This window comes from Pseudomonas sp. 10C3 (assembly GCF_036346185.1).
Classification (GTDB): domain Bacteria; phylum Pseudomonadota; class Gammaproteobacteria; order Pseudomonadales; family Pseudomonadaceae; genus Aquipseudomonas.
On sequence record NZ_JASJVE010000033.1, the window covers coordinates 17,293 to 33,831 of the forward strand.

Annotated in this window: 16 protein-coding genes; 12 read left to right on the plus strand and 4 right to left on the minus strand. The window is 56.3% G+C overall.

Annotation, left to right across the window (positions count from 1 at the left end):
• Positions 1-13: 13 nt before the first annotated feature.
• Positions 14-2,446 (minus strand): DNA translocase FtsK, encoded by a 2,433-nt coding sequence (gene ftsK / locus QN399_RS23465; RefSeq protein ID WP_322178422.1) that lies wholly within the window; start codon positions 2,444-2,446, stop codon positions 14-16.
• 239 nt (positions 2,447-2,685) lie between these two features.
• On the opposite strand from ftsK, the gene QN399_RS23470 reads away from it, so the two are divergent.
• The 4 genes from QN399_RS23470 to infA all read left to right on the plus strand — a co-directional run bounded on the left by QN399_RS23470 (position 2,686) and on the right by infA (position 4,627).
• Positions 2,686-2,859 (plus strand): hypothetical protein, encoded by a 174-nt coding sequence (locus tag QN399_RS23470; protein ID WP_330201770.1) that lies wholly within the window; start codon positions 2,686-2,688, stop codon positions 2,857-2,859.
• 4 nt (positions 2,860-2,863) lie between these two features.
• Positions 2,864-3,556: a leucyl/phenylalanyl-tRNA--protein transferase gene (gene aat, locus QN399_RS23475; protein WP_322178420.1), complete on the plus strand. Its 693-nt coding sequence runs from the start codon at positions 2,864-2,866 to the stop codon at positions 3,554-3,556.
• A 44-nt stretch (positions 3,557-3,600) separates the two neighbouring features.
• Positions 3,601-4,308 carry an arginyltransferase gene (locus QN399_RS23480; RefSeq protein ID WP_322178419.1) on the plus strand — a complete coding sequence of 236 codons (708 nt, stop codon included), beginning with the start codon at positions 3,601-3,603 and terminating at the stop codon, positions 4,306-4,308.
• A gap of 100 nt (positions 4,309-4,408) precedes the next feature.
• The gene (infA, locus tag QN399_RS23485; RefSeq protein WP_322178418.1) at positions 4,409-4,627 is read left to right on the plus strand and encodes a translation initiation factor IF-1; all 219 of its coding nucleotides are present in this window, start codon (positions 4,409-4,411) and stop codon (positions 4,625-4,627) included.
• Between the two features lie 149 nt (positions 4,628-4,776).
• Here infA and clpA read toward each other — a convergent pair whose 3' ends face one another.
• Together clpA and clpS are read right to left on the minus strand one after the other, a co-directional pair.
• Positions 4,777-7,047 carry an ATP-dependent Clp protease ATP-binding subunit ClpA gene (clpA, locus tag QN399_RS23490; RefSeq protein WP_219064426.1) on the minus strand — a complete coding sequence of 757 codons (2,271 nt, stop codon included), beginning with the start codon at positions 7,045-7,047 and terminating at the stop codon, positions 4,777-4,779.
• A gap of 29 nt (positions 7,048-7,076) precedes the next feature.
• Positions 7,077-7,436, minus strand: coding sequence for an ATP-dependent Clp protease adapter ClpS (clpS, locus tag QN399_RS23495; RefSeq protein ID WP_219064425.1), 360 nt, complete (start codon positions 7,434-7,436; stop codon positions 7,077-7,079).
• A gap of 220 nt (positions 7,437-7,656) precedes the next feature.
• On the opposite strand from clpS, the gene cspD reads away from it, so the two are divergent.
• Positions 7,657-7,944: a cold shock domain-containing protein CspD gene (cspD, locus tag QN399_RS23500; RefSeq protein WP_322178417.1), complete on the plus strand. Its 288-nt coding sequence runs from the start codon at positions 7,657-7,659 to the stop codon at positions 7,942-7,944.
• Between the two features lie 98 nt (positions 7,945-8,042).
• Here the strand turns inward: cspD and icd are convergent, their stop codons facing one another.
• The gene (icd, locus tag QN399_RS23505) at positions 8,043-9,299 is read right to left on the minus strand and encodes an NADP-dependent isocitrate dehydrogenase (protein ID WP_322178416.1); all 1,257 of its coding nucleotides are present in this window, start codon (positions 9,297-9,299) and stop codon (positions 8,043-8,045) included.
• 325 nt (positions 9,300-9,624) lie between these two features.
• Between icd and QN399_RS23510 the strand changes: the two genes are divergently transcribed.
• The 7 genes from QN399_RS23510 to QN399_RS23540 all read left to right on the plus strand — a co-directional run bounded on the left by QN399_RS23510 (position 9,625) and on the right by QN399_RS23540 (position 16,010).
• Positions 9,625-10,071 (plus strand): NUDIX hydrolase, encoded by a 447-nt coding sequence (locus QN399_RS23510; RefSeq protein WP_322178415.1) that lies wholly within the window; start codon positions 9,625-9,627, stop codon positions 10,069-10,071.
• Between the two features lie 50 nt (positions 10,072-10,121).
• Positions 10,122-11,267, plus strand: a complete 1,146-nt coding sequence (gene mnmA / locus QN399_RS23515) for a tRNA 2-thiouridine(34) synthase MnmA (RefSeq protein ID WP_322178414.1) — start codon at positions 10,122-10,124, stop codon at positions 11,265-11,267.
• Entirely contained in the window at positions 11,267-11,887 is a 621-nt protein-coding gene (gene hflD / locus QN399_RS23520) for a high frequency lysogenization protein HflD (protein ID WP_322178413.1), read from the plus strand. Before mnmA ends, hflD begins: the two co-directional genes overlap by 1 nt.
• Before the next feature lie 143 nt (positions 11,888-12,030).
• Positions 12,031-13,401: an adenylosuccinate lyase gene (gene purB, locus QN399_RS23525; protein WP_322178412.1), complete on the plus strand. Its 1,371-nt coding sequence runs from the start codon at positions 12,031-12,033 to the stop codon at positions 13,399-13,401.
• Positions 13,402-13,462: 61 nt separating this feature from the next.
• A complete protein-coding gene (locus QN399_RS23530; protein WP_322178411.1) occupies positions 13,463-14,629 on the plus strand; it encodes a cupin domain-containing protein in 1,167 nt (388 codons plus the stop codon).
• Complete coding sequence (locus tag QN399_RS23535) at positions 14,622-15,047, plus strand: GNAT family N-acetyltransferase (protein ID WP_322178410.1); 426 nt, start codon at positions 14,622-14,624, stop codon at positions 15,045-15,047. The genes QN399_RS23530 and QN399_RS23535 overlap by 8 nt, the downstream gene beginning before the upstream one ends.
• A 174-nt stretch (positions 15,048-15,221) precedes the next feature.
• A complete protein-coding gene (locus QN399_RS23540) occupies positions 15,222-16,010 on the plus strand; it encodes a secretin N-terminal domain-containing protein (protein WP_322178409.1) in 789 nt (262 codons plus the stop codon).
• Positions 16,011-16,539: the final 529 nt, after the last annotated feature.

A 16,539-nucleotide genomic window follows, 5' to 3' on the forward strand; every position in this document is an offset into this window, starting at 1 on the left:
CGCGCTGTCTGGGTTAGTCGCGCATTGGGCTCGGTGCGATGACCTCACGCGAGCCGTTGGTGTTCATGGACGTCACAACGCCCGCCATTTCCATTGCTTCGATCATTCGGGCGGCGCGGTTGTAACCGATCTTCAGCTTGCGCTGCACCGCGGAAATGGAAGCGCGGCGGCTTTCCAGGACGAAACGTACCGCTTCGTCATACAGAGCATCGCTTTCGCTGTCATCCGAGCCTTCGCTGCCGCCATCAAAGCCACTACCGGGCTCTTCAACGCCCGCAAGGATGTCTTCGTTGTAGTCAGGTGAGCCACGCAACTTCCAGGCCTCCACGACGCGGTGGACCTCTTCGTCAGACACAAAAGCACCATGGACACGAATGGGCAGACTGGTACCCGGCGGCATGTACAGCATGTCACCGTGACCGAGCAGTTGTTCGGCGCCGCCCTGATCGATGATGGTCCGCGAATCGATCTTGCTCGATACCTGAAACGCCATGCGAGTAGGAATGTTGGCCTTGATCAAACCAGTGATCACGTCCACCGATGGCCGCTGGGTCGCGAGAATCAAGTGAATACCAGCTGCCCGGGCTTTCTGGGCGATTCGGGCGATCAGCTCTTCGACCTTTTTGCCGACGATCATCATCATGTCGGCGAATTCGTCGACCACTACCACGATGGTCGGCAATTTGGTCAGCAGCGGCGCTATGTCGTGCATGCTTTCGCGTTTGTACAACGGATCTTCGAGCGGCGTGCCGGCGTCTTGAGCTTCTTTGACCTTGTGATTGAAACCCGACAGGTTACGCACCCCCATCTTCGCCATCAGTTTGTAACGCCGCTCCATCTCGGCGACGCTCCAGCGCAGGGCGTTGGCCGCGTCCTTCATGTCGGTGACGACAGGGCACAGCAGATGCGGAATGCCTTCGTAGATCGACAGCTCAAGCATTTTCGGGTCGATCATGATCAGTTTGGCGTCTTCCGGCCCCGACTTGAACAGGATCGACAGGATCATCGCGTTGACCCCCACCGACTTACCGGAACCGGTAGTACCGGCCACCAGCAGGTGCGGCATCTTCGCCAAGTCGGTAATCACCGGCCTGCCGCCAATGTCATGCCCCAGGGCCAGAGTGACCGGGGACTTGGCGTCATCGAATTCCGGAGTGGACAACACCTCGGAGAAGCGCACGATCTGCCGGTCTTCGTTAGGAATCTCGATGCCGACGGTGGTCTTGCCCGGGATGACTTCAACCACACGCACACTGGTCACGGCCAGCGAACGCGCCAGATCCTTGGCCAGGTTGGAGATTCGACTGACCTTGACCCCGGCGGCGGGCTGAATTTCGTAGCGCGTGATCACCGGTCCCGGATGAATGGAGTCAACGGTGACTTCCACACCAAACTCTTTGAGTTTGATTTCCAGAAGATGACCGACGGCAGCCAGCGATTCGGGGGAGTAGTTGAGCTTTTTCTTCTCTGCCGGATCAAGGATCGAAATCGGCGGCAAGGTACCTTCCACCGCGCTGTCGATGAACAATGGCGCCTGTTTCTCTTTCTGCACGCGCTTGCTCGGCTCCACCACTTTGGCCGGCGCCGGAGCAATCACCGCGGGTACGTGATTTGCGCGCTCGGTCATGTGTTTGCTGAGGGCTTGTTCGCGCTCGATCAAACGCTCTTTGGCCTTGGCCTGCTCCCGGCGATCAGGGGCGACAGGCGCCACCACTTCACTGACACGGGTATCAACCTCACGCAGTTGCGCAACCATCTGCTTGCGCTCGCCACGGGCCGTCCACCAGCGATTGGCCGCGCCCTGAAACAACTCGAACAGGTCAAGCGTGATCTTGCCGGTGACATCCATCACCTTGAACCACGAAAGATCGGTAAAAACCGTCAGGCCAAACAGAAACAGCGCAATGAACATCAGGGTGCTGCCCTGGATATTCAACGCGTTTTTTGCCAGATCGCCCAGACTTTCGCCCAGCGCACCACCGGCCGATGCTGGCAGGCCCGCAGTGAAGTGAAAGTGAATATGGGCCAAGGCCGCACCAGACAATACCAGGAAGACCAGGCCGATCAGGCGCCAGGAGAACAACCAACCGCTCCACTGCCACGGCTCATGACGCTGACGAAAGATTTGATACGTCTTGACCGCCAACAACAGCGGGAAGATGTACGCAAAATAACCCAACACCATGAACAATATGTCAGCCGAGAATGCGCCAGCGCGCCCCGCAGCATTCTGCACCTGCCGGGCACTACTGGTATGGCTCCAACCGGGGTCGGCCTGATCGTAGGTCAATAACGCCATCATCAGATACAGGCACAGGGCGCCGATAGCGATCAGCGCACCTTCCTTGAGCCGGTAGTGCAACTGTTGACGCCAGAGCGGAATGGAACTGGATGCTACGGTGGATTTCTTCAAAACGCTTCTTTTCCTGCGCCTTAGCGCGAACATCTGATGATTGACTACGAAATACTGCTGTCTAGCGTTCGGTAAAAATGAAACAAATGGATACGCTTATCTACAACCCGGCTAATCACTTGAAAAAACACCAATAAGGGCGGCATTGTACGGGTTTGCACCGCCGTTGCCACGCTAGTCTGGCTTGCGTGTAGCATATCTTCAAGCGCCGGACGAACGACTCAATTTGAGCATGCATTGTCTTTCGTGACAAAGGCTTATGGAGTGTTGTTATGAACGACATCAAACATCCGGATCCTGCCGTGTCGCACACCCAAGCCATTGATTGCATCGTTTGGCTACACACATCGGCCTCAGGTTTCGTCAACGGGACCGTCTACGACCACACCGACGCCATAGAGTTGCAGCCGTCGAGTGTACCGCCCTCCCCCTTCGATAAGTCTTGATACCATGCTGACCTGGTTACAACGTAACGACCTGACCTTTCCTCCACTGGAAAAAGCCATGCGTGAGCCGAACGGCTTGCTGGCCGCAGGCGGTGATCTATCCGCCGACCGCTTGATTCAGGCTTATCGTCATGGCTGCTTTCCCTGGTTTCAGGAGGGACAGCCGATCCTGTGGTGGTCACCAGATCCGCGCACGGTATTATTTCCCGAGGAACTGCACATTTCTCGCAGTTTGGGCAAAGTGTTGCGCCAGGGGCGCTACCAGGTGACCTTTGATCAGGATTTCACAGCCGTCATTCAAGCGTGCGCCGCGCCGCGCGATTACGCCGATGGCACCTGGATCACCGACTCGATGCAATCGGCCTACCTTGAACTGCATCGACGCGGCTATGCCCACAGCGTGGAGGTTTGGGAGCAGGATGCCTTGGTCGGAGGCCTTTATGGCCTGGCAATAGGCCAGTTGTTTTTTGGCGAGTCCATGTTCAGTCGGGCGGACAACGCCTCGAAAGTCGGCTTTGCCACGCTGGTCGAGCGCCTGAAGGCGTGGGGTTTCGTACTGATCGACTGCCAGATGCCAACCGAACATCTGCACAGCTTCGGCGCCAGAGCGATTACCCGCACCACATTTGCCGACTACCTTCGCCAGCACCTGGATCAACCTAATATCGCCGACTGGCTGCCTAGGCGAGTTTCATAGCCTGACATACACTCTTAACTAGAGATTTTATCCGAGGGTTGATCATGACAGAGCTGGCGCGGCTTAAGTTTTATGCCACTCAACCCCATTCCTGCAGCTATTTGCCTGAGGAACAAGCGACGACGCTGTTTCTGGACCCTAGCCAGCCGATGGATGTTCAGGTGTACGCCGATCTTTCCGACATGGGTTTTCGCCGCAGCGGAGACCATCTTTACCGGCCTCACTGCCAGAATTGCAGCGCGTGCGTTCCTGCTCGCATTCCTGTGGGACTGTTTGTTCCAGATCGTCAGCAAAAGCGCATTTTCAAGCGCAATGCCGATCTGCAGGTGACCCCGACTCAGCCACGATTCAGCGAAGAGTACTTCGACCTGTATCAGCGCTATATCGAGCAGCGGCATGCTGATGGCGACATGTACCCCCCTAGTCGTGACCAGTTTTCAACATTTCTGGTACGCGACCTGCCTTTCTCGACATTCTACGAATTTCGCCTCGACGAACGCCTCTTGGCAGTCGCCGTTACTGACCTTTTACCCACCGGCCTTTCGGCGGTTTATACATTCTATGAACCAGGCGAAGAGCGCCGCAGTCTGGGCCGCTACGCGATTCTCTGGCAGATCGCCGAGGCGGCCAGATTGCAGCTCCATGCGGTCTACCTGGGCTACTGGATAAAGAACTGTAAAAAGATGAATTACAAAACCCAATATCGGCCCATTGAGCTGCTTACGAACCAGAGATGGGTCACTCTTTATTGAAGCGCTTGGCTTAACCCCTATTTTTCGGGCACAATGCACGCCGCTTTTGCCTGGAGCAGTTGCACCAGGCCACTCATCGGATACCGAGGCCTTTTACTACATGGCGAAAGAAGAAGCTTTTGAACTGGAAGGCACGGTCGTCGACACCCTGCCCAACACCATGTTCCGTGTGGAGTTGGAAAATGGGCACATTGTCACCGCGCATATTTCCGGCAAAATGCGTAAGAATTACATCCGTATTCTTACCGGCGACAAGGTCCGCGTCGAGTTGACGCCCTACGACTTGAGCAAAGGGCGTATCACTTACCGCGCCCGCTAACAGGTCTTAACAAAAACGCCCGGCCTGTGCCGGGCGTTTTTGTGTGAGCGGGATTTGGCTTCCCGCACTGTCGCGCAACACAGATTTCGCCCATGAAAAGCCCCGTACCACCCGATCAAAGGTGAGATACAGGGCTTTTTGGTTTTGGCTTAAGCCATTTCTGCCGTTGTTTCGAAGTCGAAGGTCATTTCTCCGTCCTTGACGTCGATATGCACCACGCCACCGTGCTCGGCCAACTCACCGAAGAGAATCTCTTCAGCCAGCGGACGCTTGATCTTGTCTTGGATCAAACGAGCCATGGGTCTTGCACCCATCTGCGCATCGTAGCCACTTTCAGCCAACCAGGTTCTGGCGGCGTCAGTCACTTCAAGCAGCACACGCTTGTCTTCCAGCTGCGCCTGCAGTTCGGTAAGGAACTTGTCCACCACACTTTTGATGACCTCATGATTGAGGCGACCAAACTGGATAATGGTGTCCAGACGGTTACGGAATTCCGGCGTGAAACTTTTCTTGATCACTTCCATTGCATCGGAAGAGTGATCCTGATGCGTGAAGCCAATCGAGGCACGCGCAGCAGTTTCTGCGCCAGCGTTGGTGGTCATGATCACGATCACGTTGCGGAAGTCCGCCTTGCGCCCGTTGTTATCAGTCAGCGTACCGTGGTCCATGACCTGCAGCAGCAGGTTGAAGACTTCCGGATGCGCCTTCTCGATTTCATCGAGCAGCAGTACGCAATGCGGCTGCTTGGTAATCGCCTCGGTCAGCAAACCACCCTGATCGAAGCCAACATAACCCGGCGGTGCACCGATCAAGCGCGAAACGGTATGACGCTCCATGTACTCGGACATATCGAAACGCACAAGTTCAATGCCCAAGGCTTTGGCCAACTGCCTAGCCGCTTCGGTCTTGCCGACCCCCGTAGGACCTGCAAACAGGAACGAACCGACCGGTTTATCCGGCGATTTCAGACCGGCGCGCGACAACTTGATCGCGGTCGACAGCGAATCAATCGCTGCATCCTGACCAAACACGGTCATTTTGAGGTCGCGCTCAAGATTACGCAGCAGTTCCTTGTCGGAGCTGTTGACATGCTTAGGCGGAATACGCGCAATCTTGGCAACGATATCTTCAACCTGAGCCACTTCGATACGCTTCACGCGCTTCTCGATGGGCTGCAAGCGCTGATAAGCCCCGGCTTCGTCGATAACATCAATGGCCTTGTCCGGCATGTGCCGATCATTGATGTAGCGCGATGCTAGCTCGGCAGCGGCGCGCAATGCCTCGTCGCTATACTCGATACCATGATGCTGCTCGAAACGCCCCTTGAGCCCTCTCAGGATGCCAATGGTGTCTTCCACGGACGGTTCGGACACATCAACCTTCTGGAAACGCCGCGCCAAAGCCCGATCTTTTTCGAAGATCCCGCGAAATTCCTGGAACGTTGTCGAGCCGATGCAGCGGATATCCCCCGAAGACAGCAGCGGCTTGAGCAGATTCGATGCATCCATCACACCACCAGAAGCAGCACCTGCGCCGATGATGGTATGAATTTCGTCAATGAACAAAATCGCCTGCGGACGCTTTTTCAGCTCATTGAGCAACGCTTTGAAGCGCTTCTCGAAGTCGCCACGGTATTTGGTCCCGGCCAAGAGCGCACCCAGGTCGAGGGAATACACCACGCTATTGGCGAGCAGGTCAGGCACTTGATTGTCGACGATACGCTTAGCCAGACCTTCGGCGATGGCGGTTTTACCCACCCCGGCCTCACCGACAAGCAGCGGGTTGTTTTTGCGACGACGCGCCAGAATCTGCGCCACACGCTCGACTTCCATCTCACGTCCGACCAATGGATCAATCCGGCCCTGACGCGCCAATTCATTCAGGTTGCTGGCGTAGGCATCCAGAGGATTGCCTGAAGAAGAAGACTCGCCGCCCTCGTCATCCTGCATATCTTGCTCACCTTCCGAGTGATCGCCATGCCCTGGCACTTTGGAAATACCATGAGCGATGTAATTGACGACATCAATCCGTGCAACGCTCTGCTGTTTGAGCAGAAACACTGCCTGGCTTTCCTGCTCGCTGAAAATGGCAACCAGAACGTTAGCGCCAGTGACTTCACGCTTGCCCGAGCTTTGGACGTGAAAGACAGCACGTTGCAGTACCCGCTGAAAGCCCAGGGTCGGCTGGGTTTCGCGATCCTCGTCATGGACAGGAATCAACGGTGTCGTGGAGTCGATGAACTCCTGCAGATCATGCTTGAGTTTGTCGAGGTTTGCGCCACAAGCGCGCAAGACGGTCGCGGCAGCCTCATTATCCAAAAGAGCCAGCAAGAGATGTTCAACCGTCATGAATTCATGACGCTTGGAACGTGCCTCCTTGAAGGCAAGATTGAGGGTGACTTCGAGCTCACGGTTCAACATAGCTTCACCTCATACCCAAGTGGTCGGCGTTAACCGTCCTTCTCGATCTCACAGAGTAGCGGATGCTGGCTTTCCCTGGCGTATTGGTTGACCTGCATTGCCTTGGTCTCGGCGATATCGCGGGTAAACAATCCACATACTGCCCGTCCCTCTGTATGGACGGCCAGCATGACCTTGGTCGCCAGCTCGCGATTCAGGTTAAAAAACACCTCGAGCACTTCGACGACGAAATCCATCGGTGTGTAATCATCATTAAATATAACCACCTTGTACATCGGTGGCGCCTGCAGTGCTGGCTTGGCCTCCTGTAGCACCACTCCAGCAGCACCATCCTCGTGTGTCGGACGGTCCTGATTGAATGTTAGTCGAATCTGGCTGAATGCATGCATGGAAAGAAAGGTTCGTAGGTGGGCGGGTTCAGTAATTAGTCGCAGTCTGACCGGTTTTCAAGTGGACCGCCGCATGACCTTGACTATCGGCAAAACGGTGTTACAAAGAATAGAACCCACATTGGGTAAAAAGGGTCCGTGCAGTCAACCAAATTTTTTTCGGTCCGGCGGATGAGGTGGATCATACTCCAGACGGAGTCCTTTGCAGAGGGATGTGAGCATGGCAAGCAGTAACCCCAAGCGCGGCAAGGTTAAGTGGTTCAACAACGCAAAAGGCTACGGATTCATTATTGAAGACGGCCAGAGCGAGGATTTGTTCGCCCATTACTCGGCGATAAAGATGGACGGCTACAAGACCTTGAAAGCAGGTCAGGCCGTTAATTTTGACATCATTCAGGGGCCCAAAGGTTTGCACGCTGTAGAGATTGCAGCTGCGAGCGAGACCCAAACCTCCTCCCCTGTCGACGTTCCAAATCTGACCCATCAACCGCTGGATGTAACTGCCTGATTCGTCAGCAATCAGGCCGCTAAACCAAAAACCAGCCGAAAAAAAACCGGCCAGTTCAAGTTAATTGAACTGGCCGGTTTTGCTTAGCGCCGATCAGCTCACATGTGAGAGATCAGGGCATCGCCGAACGCAGAAGAAGACAGCAGTTTAGCGCCATCCATCAGACGTTCGAAGTCATAGGTCACTGTCTTGGCCGAGATTGCGCCGTTGGTGCCTTTGATGATCAGGTCAGCAGCTTCGACCCAACCCATGTGGCGCAGCATCATTTCAGCAGACAGGATCAACGAACCTGGGTTCACCTGATCTTTGCCAGCGTACTTCGGTGCAGTACCGTGGGTCGCTTCGAACATCGCAATGGTGTCGGACAGGTTAGCGCCCGGAGCGATGCCGATACCGCCAACTTCAGCAGCCAGTGCGTCGGACAGGTAGTCACCGTTGAGGTTCAGGGTCGCGATCACGTCGTATTCGGCCGGGCGCAGCAGGATCTGCTGAAGCATGGCGTCGGCGATGGCGTCTTTAACGATAACGTTCTTGCCGGTTTTAGGGTTCTTGAACTGCATCCAAGGACCGCCGTCAAGCAAGGTAGCGCCGAATTCTTCAGCAGCCACTTCGTAGGCCCATTCTTTGAAGGCACCTTCGGTGAACTTCATGATGTTGCCTTTGTGCACAATGGTCAGCGAGTCACGGTCGTTGTCGACGATGTACTGCAGAGCCTTGCGTACCAGACGCTTGGTGCCTTCCAGAGAAACCGGCTTGATGCCGATACCGCAGTTTTGATCAAAGCGGATCTTGGTAACACCCATTTCCTCTTTGAGGAACTTGATGATCTTGATCGCTTCCGGCGAACCGGCTTTCCACTCGATGCCAGCATAAATATCTTCGGAGTTTTCACGGAAGATAGTCATGTCGACGTCGCCTGGCTTCTTGACCGGGCTAGGCACGCCTTCGAACCAACGCACTGGGCGCAGGCAGACGTACAGGTCCAACTGCTGACGCATGGCAACGTTCAGGGAACGAATGCCGCCGCCGACTGGAGTGGTCAGCGGGCCCTTGATAGAAACGACGTAGTCTTTAACAGCGTCCAGGGTTTCCTGAGGCAGCCAGGTATCCTGATCGTAGACTTGAGTGGCCTTCTCGCCAGCGTAGACTTCCATCCAGGAGATTTTGCGCTCGCCGCCGTAAGCCTTTTTAACTGCAGCATCAACAACTTTCATCATGACCGGGCTGATGTCGACGCCGATACCATCACCTTCAATGAAAGGGATGATCGGGTTGTTCGGCACATTAAGAGAATGGTCTGCGTTGACGGTGATTTTGTCGCCGACTGCTGGAACCTGAATCTTCTGGTATCCCATGCTGGACTCCGTTTCTTTCGTGGTCTGACATCTGCTGCGCGGATAGCGCAACGGATGGATATTTGGGTCGCGAAAAGGCGCATCATTCTTGTAGCTTTTCTACAGAAAGTCACGCACTTTTCCATCGTCCGATGTCACCCTCACCTGCTACAACCCCCTGAATGCAGGGCATGTAGCCACACTACAAAGCGACTACATCGCTGCTTTGGATGAGCTGACATCACTCCAGAACCAAACGTCGGTTCGCTGAAAAACAGGGCGAACAGCTATTATGGCTCCTCTCGCGGCCAAGCGACGCCGCTTAATTAAAGGAGATCCACCTTTCATGCGTTTTATTCCGCACGTGACCGTGGCAACCGTCATCGAAGACGAGGGCCGTTTCCTGATGGTCGAGGAAGTCGCTGAGGGCCGAGCCGTATTTAATCAGCCTGCCGGGCATTTGGAAGCCGACGAAAGTCTGATCCAGGCCGCTCTACGCGAAACACTGGAAGAAACCGGCTGGGATGTGGAGCTGACCGGCGTGATCGGCATCTACCTGTACACCGCCCCCAGCAACGGCGTGACTTACCAACGCGTCTGCTTCGCCGGCAAGCCATTGCACCAACGACCCGATTACACGCTCGACGAGGGCATCATTGGACCACGCTGGCTCACTCGAGAAGCGCTTATGGAGCAGCGCGACCGCTGGCGCAGCGAACTGGTGATGCGCTGCATCGACGATTATTTGACCGGCGAACGCTTCGGTTTAGGCTTACTGCGTGAGACTGCTTGATCACGGCCTGTTAGAATTGCGTCCTTTTTGAAGCCACCCATTGAATTCCTATGCGTGATCCAGCCCCCCACGATCCAGCTCCTCATGATCCAGAAAGGACCCGCGTCATTGTCGGTATGTCCGGCGGCGTGGACTCTTCCGTCTCTGCCCTCCTGCTGATTGAGCAGGGCTATCAGGTGGAAGGCCTGTTCATGAAGAACTGGGAGGAAGACGACGGAACCGACTATTGCACCGCCCGCGAAGACCTGGCCGATGCGCAGGCCGTGTGCGACAAAATCGGCATCAAACTGCACACCGCCAACTTTGCCGCCGAGTACTGGGACAACGTGTTCGAGCATTTCCTGGCTGAATACAAAGCCGGACGTACGCCCAACCCGGACATCCTTTGCAACCGCGAGATCAAGTTCAAGGCATTTCTCGATTACGCCATGATGCTCGGCGCAGACCTGATCGCTACAGGCCATTACGTCCGTCGTCGCGACATCGACGGCCGCACCGAACTGCTCAAAGGCCTGGACCCGAACAAGGACCAGAGTTACTTCCTGCATGCTGTGGGCGGCGAGCAGATCGCCAAGACCCTGTTCCCGGTCGGCGAGCTGGAAAAACCTGCCGTGCGCGCCATCGCGGAAAAACACGAACTGGCCACAGCAAAGAAAAAAGACTCCACCGGCATCTGCTTCATCGGTGAGCGTCGTTTCAGCGACTTTCTCAAGCAGTACCTGCCCGCCCAGCCCGGCGAGATCAAGACGACCGAAGGCGAAGTCATCGGCCACCATCATGGACTGATGTATCACACCATCGGCCAGCGCCAAGGGCTCGGCATCGGCGGTTTGAAAGACGCGAGCGACGACCCGTGGTACGTACTGGCCAAGGACCTGGAAAACAACGAGCTGATCGTCGGTCAGGGCAATGATCATCCGTGGCTGTTCTCCCAGGCACTGACGGCGTCGGAAATTTATTGGGTCAACCCGATCGATCTGAGCACCCCACGTCAACTGACCGCTAAAGTGCGTTATCGCCAAAGCGACCAGAAATGCACGCTTGAACAGACAGCCACCGGCTACCGCGTCACGTTCGAAGAACCCCAGCGCGCAGTCACACCAGGCCAGTCCGTGGTGTTTTACGAGGGCGAAATCTGCCTGGGAGGCGGCGTCATCGAAGTGGCCGAGCCTTGGCACAGCAAGGACAAGCGCTGATGACTCCGATGCAAGAGCAACTGGTCGCCTTGGGCGGTGTATTCCAGGCGGCCGTGCTGGTCGACAAGATTGCCAAAACTGGCCAGGTCAGTGAAGCGGCGCTCGGCTGCATGCTGGGTAGCCTGCTGGTCATGGACCCCAAAGACACACTGGAAGTCTACGGCGGTGACGACCTGAACCTGCGCGAGGGTTATCGTTCGTTGGTCAGCGCACTGGAAAGGGACCCGACCAGCCTGCAACGCGAACCACTGCGTTATGCCCTGTCGATGCTGGGCCTGGAGCGGCAATTGGCCAAGCGTGACGACCTGCTAGAAGTAATCGGCAAACGCTTGCCGCAGATCAAGTCCCAGGTTGAGCATTTCGGCCTGGTTCACGACAACGTAATTGCCGCGAGCGGCGCGCTTTATCAGGACACACTGAGCACATTGCGCCAACGAATTCAGGTTCATGGCGACATGCGTAATCTGCAACAACCCAACAATGCGTCGAAAATTCGCGCCCTGCTGCTGGCCGGTATTCGCTCCGCGCGATTATGGCGACAGCTGGGCGGTCATCGCTGGCAATTGGTCATCAGCCGTCGCAAGCTACTCAAAGAGCTTTACCCGATGTTGCGCGGCTGATTCGCAACGCTGTACGGCTACCCCTTGAACACCGACACTATTAACTATTGCGCGCTCTACGCTGGTCAGTCCGAACAGAACTGACCAGCATTTCATGTATGATATGCGCCCCTTTTCGTTGCCCGACTGTCCGAGAGCACCCCATGCAGCTTTCTTCGCTCACTGCGGTTTCCCCTGTTGACGGCCGCTACGCCGGCAGAACCCAGGCCCTGCGCCCGATTTTCAGTGAATACGGCTTGATCCGTTTTCGCGTCATGGTTGAAGTACGCTGGCTTCAGCGCCTGGCTGCTCATCCGCAAATCACTGAAGTTCCGGCCTTTTCGGCTGAAGCCAACGCGATCCTCAATACGCTGGCCGAGGACTTCTCCACCGTCCACGCCGAACGCGTCAAAGAGATCGAGCGCACCACCAATCACGACGTCAAGGCCATTGAGTACCTGCTCAAGGAACAGGCCGCCAAGCTGCCTGAGCTGGCCAATGTCAGTGAGTTCATCCACTTTGCCTGTACCAGTGAAGACATCAACAACCTGTCCCACGCGCTGATGCTGCGCGAAGGTCGCGACGGTGTGTTGCTGCCACTGATGCGCCAGATCGCCGAATCCATTCGCGAGCTGGCCGTACGCTTCGCTGACGTACCGATGTTGTCGCGCACCCACGGCCAACCAGCATCTCCGACCACTCTGGGCAAAGAGCTGGCAAACGTGGTCTATCGCCTGGAGCGCCAGATCGCTCAGGTGGCTGCTGTTCCGCTGCTGGGCAAGATCAACGGCGCAGTCGGCAACTACAACGCGCACATCTCGGCTTACCCGGACATCGACTGGGAAGAGAACGCACGCGCGTTCATCGAAGACGAGCTGGGTTTGGGCTTCAACCCCTACACCACGCAGATCGAACCGCACGACTACATCGCCGAGCTGTTTGACGCGATCGCTCGTTTCAATACCATCCTGATCGACTTCGACCGCGACATATGGGGCTATATCTCCCTGGGGTATTTCAAGCAGCGCACCATCGCTGGCGAAATCGGCTCATCGACCATGCCGCACAAGGTCAACCCTATCGACTTCGAAAACTCCGAAGGCAATCTGGGTATCGCCAACGCTCTGTTTCAGCACCTGGCCAGCAAGTTGCCGATTTCCCGCTGGCAGCGCGACCTGACCGACTCCACCGTTTTGCGTAACCTGGGCGTGGGCTTCGCCCATAGCATCATCGCGTATGAAGCCAGCCTTAAAGGCATCAGCAAACTGGAACTCAACGCGCAAAAAATCGCCGCCGAACTGGATGCGTGCTGGGAAGTGCTGGCCGAACCGATTCAAACGGTCATGCGTCGCTACAACATCGAGAACCCGTACGAAAAGCTGAAAGAGCTGACGCGGGGCAAGGGCATCAGCGCTGAAGCACTGCAAACTTTCATCGACGACCTGGAAATGCCTGCGCAAGCCAAGGCTGAGCTGAAAAAGCTCACCCCGGCCAATTACATCGGCAATGCCGTGGCTCAAGCCAAGCGCATTTGACCCGCAACAACTTTTGCACACGCCCGGCTGTGCCGGGCGTTTTCATTTCAAGGGCTTACAAATGAATCCTGATATTCCTCTTCAACTTCTGGGCGGCATCAGCGCGCGTGAATTCCTGCGTGACTACTGGCAGAAAAAACCGCTCCTGATCCGTCAGGCGCTGCCGGACTTCCAGAGCCCGATCGACGCCGACGAACTGGCCGGCCTCGCCCTGGAAGAAGAGGTTGAGTCCCGTATAGTTCTCGAGAATGGCGAGCGCCCTTGGGAACTGCGTCGCGGTCCGTTTACCGAAGACGAGTTCAGCAAGCTGCCAGAACGCGACTGGACCCTGCTGGTGCAAGCGGTTGATCAGTTCGTACCCGAAGTCAGTGAGCTGCTGGAGAACTTCCGATTCCTGCCCAGCTGGCGCATCGACGACGTCATGATCAGCTTCGCCGTGCCAGGCGGAAGCGTTGGCCCGCACTTTGATAACTACGATGTGTTTCTGCTGCAGGGCCAGGGCAAACGCCACTGGCAGATAGGCCAAATGTGCGATTCCGAGACCCCACTGCTGAAACACGCAGACCTGCGCATCCTCTCGGGCTTCGAAGTCACTGATGAGTGGACCCTGGAACCGGGCGACATGCTGTATTTGCCGCCGCGCTTGGCCCATTGTGGCGTCGCCGTGGATGACTGCATGACCTATTCGGTCGGTTTCCGCGCGCCAAGCGCAGCTGAGGTGCTAACGCACTTCACCGACTTCCTCAGCCAGTTCCTGCCGGACGAAGAACGCTACACCGACGCTGACGTACAGCCGGTCAGCGATCCGCACCAGATCCAGCGTGACGCCCTCGACCGTCTGAAAAGCTTGTTGGCCGAGCACATGAGCGACGAGCGGTTGCTGTTGACCTGGTTTGGCCAATTCATGACCGAGCCACGCTATCCCGAGCTGGTCGTCGGCCCCGAACTGGAAGAAGAAGACCTGTTCCTCAGCCTGGAGCAAGGGGCGATACTGATCCGTAACCCGAGCGCGCGCCTCGCCTGGTCTGAAGTCGATGACGACCTTCTGTTATTTGCCAGCGGTCAGAGTCGGCTGTTGCCGGGTAATCTGCGCGAACTGCTCAAACTGATCTGCGCTGCCGACGCATTGCACAGCGAAAACCTCGACCCATGGCTGGCCGATGAATATGGACGCAACCTGCTCTGCGAGCTGGTCAAACAAGGAAGTCTGGGGTTTGCCGATGAATAAGATCTCCGTACGTGTCGCCGATTGGCAGAAAGATAACGCCGACATTCGGCGTATCCGGGAAGCCGTTTTTATCGCAGAACAATGCGTACCACCTGAACTGGAATGGGATGCCGAAGACGCCAGTGCAGTGCACTTTCTGGCATTTGAGGGTGACTTTCCCATTGGCACTGCCCGCTTGCTGCCTGACGGTGAAATCGGGCGCCTATCGGTGCTCAAAGACTGGCGCGGCCTGAAAGTCGGTGATGCACTGATGGAAGCAGTGATTGGCGAAGCCGAGCGCCGCGGCCTGAAGCAACAGATGCTCAGCGCACAGGTCCAGGCCACACGCTTCTATGAGCGCCTGGGCTTTGTCATTGTCAGCGGAGAGTTTCTCGAAGCCGGGATCCCTCACGTCGACATGGTGCGCGGCGCAGCGTAATCGCTAGACTTAGCGAAGATGCATCCCTGACGCCCCGCCCGCTTCACCCTAGGCTAACTATGCTGAGGTCGAAGATGTCGGGGCGTTTTTTTGCCTGCGATTCAACCTGGCCCAACCCGGGCCGATAACTGTCAAACTCACGCCTTTACGCGCTCAATTGCGGAGATAACGGACATGTTCCTACGCACCCTGTTCACGTCACTGCTGCTGGCCTGCAGCTTTAACGCCATTGCCGCGACGGAAGTCGTCCCCCTGAACTATCGCACCAGTGACGACCTGCTGCCGGTGGTCAGGTCTTTTCTGGGCAATGAAGGCACGGTCAACGCTTACAACAACCAACTGATCGTTAATGCCGAGCCAGAAAAAATTCAGGCGTTGCGCAGCCTGCTCTCGCAATTGGACAAGGCGCCCAGACGGCTGCTGATCAGCGTCGACACCAGCGACAGCAACGCCCAAAACGACCAGGGCTACGCCACCAATGGCACCGTGCAGACGCAAAACGGCGATGTCAGCGTCCGCAGCCAGACCCGTATCATCCATAGCGGCACTGACAGCCGTGACGGCGGCGTGCAACAGGTTCAAGCCAGCGAAGGCACGCCTGCGCTTATTCAGGTAGGCCAGTCCGTCCCCCTGACGACGACCCAGACCGACGCCTATGGGTACACGCAAAGCCAAACCCAATACCGCAATGTCACCCAAGGCTTCTACGTCACTGCCAGTCTGACGGGCGAGACTGTGCACCTGAGCATTAGCACCAACCACGATCGCATGAACCAGGAACAGCCTGATGTCGTTAACGTGCAAAGCACCGACACCCAGGTCAGCGGTCGGTTGGGCGAGTGGATTACCCTTGCCAGCGTCAGCGAGCAATCCCGGGCAGATCAACAGGGACAGGTGCAGCGCTATATCACACAAGGCCGGAGCGATATGACGTTGCGCGTGAAAGTCGAGACACTGGACTGATACTCTAGACTGAACACCGAGACCAAAGCACCCCAAACTGACTGCCTGGTCGTATTAGACCAAAGATGTAGTGCTCTACAAAAAGCACTACAAAACATTTGACGGGTCAAAATTCACGAGGCATGATTGCCCCGCTCCCGCTTATCAGAGGCTCTGCAAAGAGCTTTCGAATCGCCGCTCTAACTTACACACCTGAGCCGATTCGTGTCTGGACCGCCCACAAGGCAGTTTGACGAGGTTGCGACTGGATCGAAGTTGTCCCGAGGGACGGAAGCGTAATACGGTAGATCGGCAATACCTCTGCATGATCGCATCAAGGCATCCACGAGCCAAACTGCGAACATCAGACATGCCCTCAGCCTCACACTCTTCCCCTCTCGAGCTTCTCGACCTTCTGTCGCGCCCTGCCAAACCCCAGCTCGACCGCTTAAGTTTCTGACAAGCGAGCAGCCAGCAACGCGCCCTCTGAAAACCAGGGCGTTTTGGCGGAGCAAGAATTTTCCACCCAAAACCTATGCGACGAGGTTTA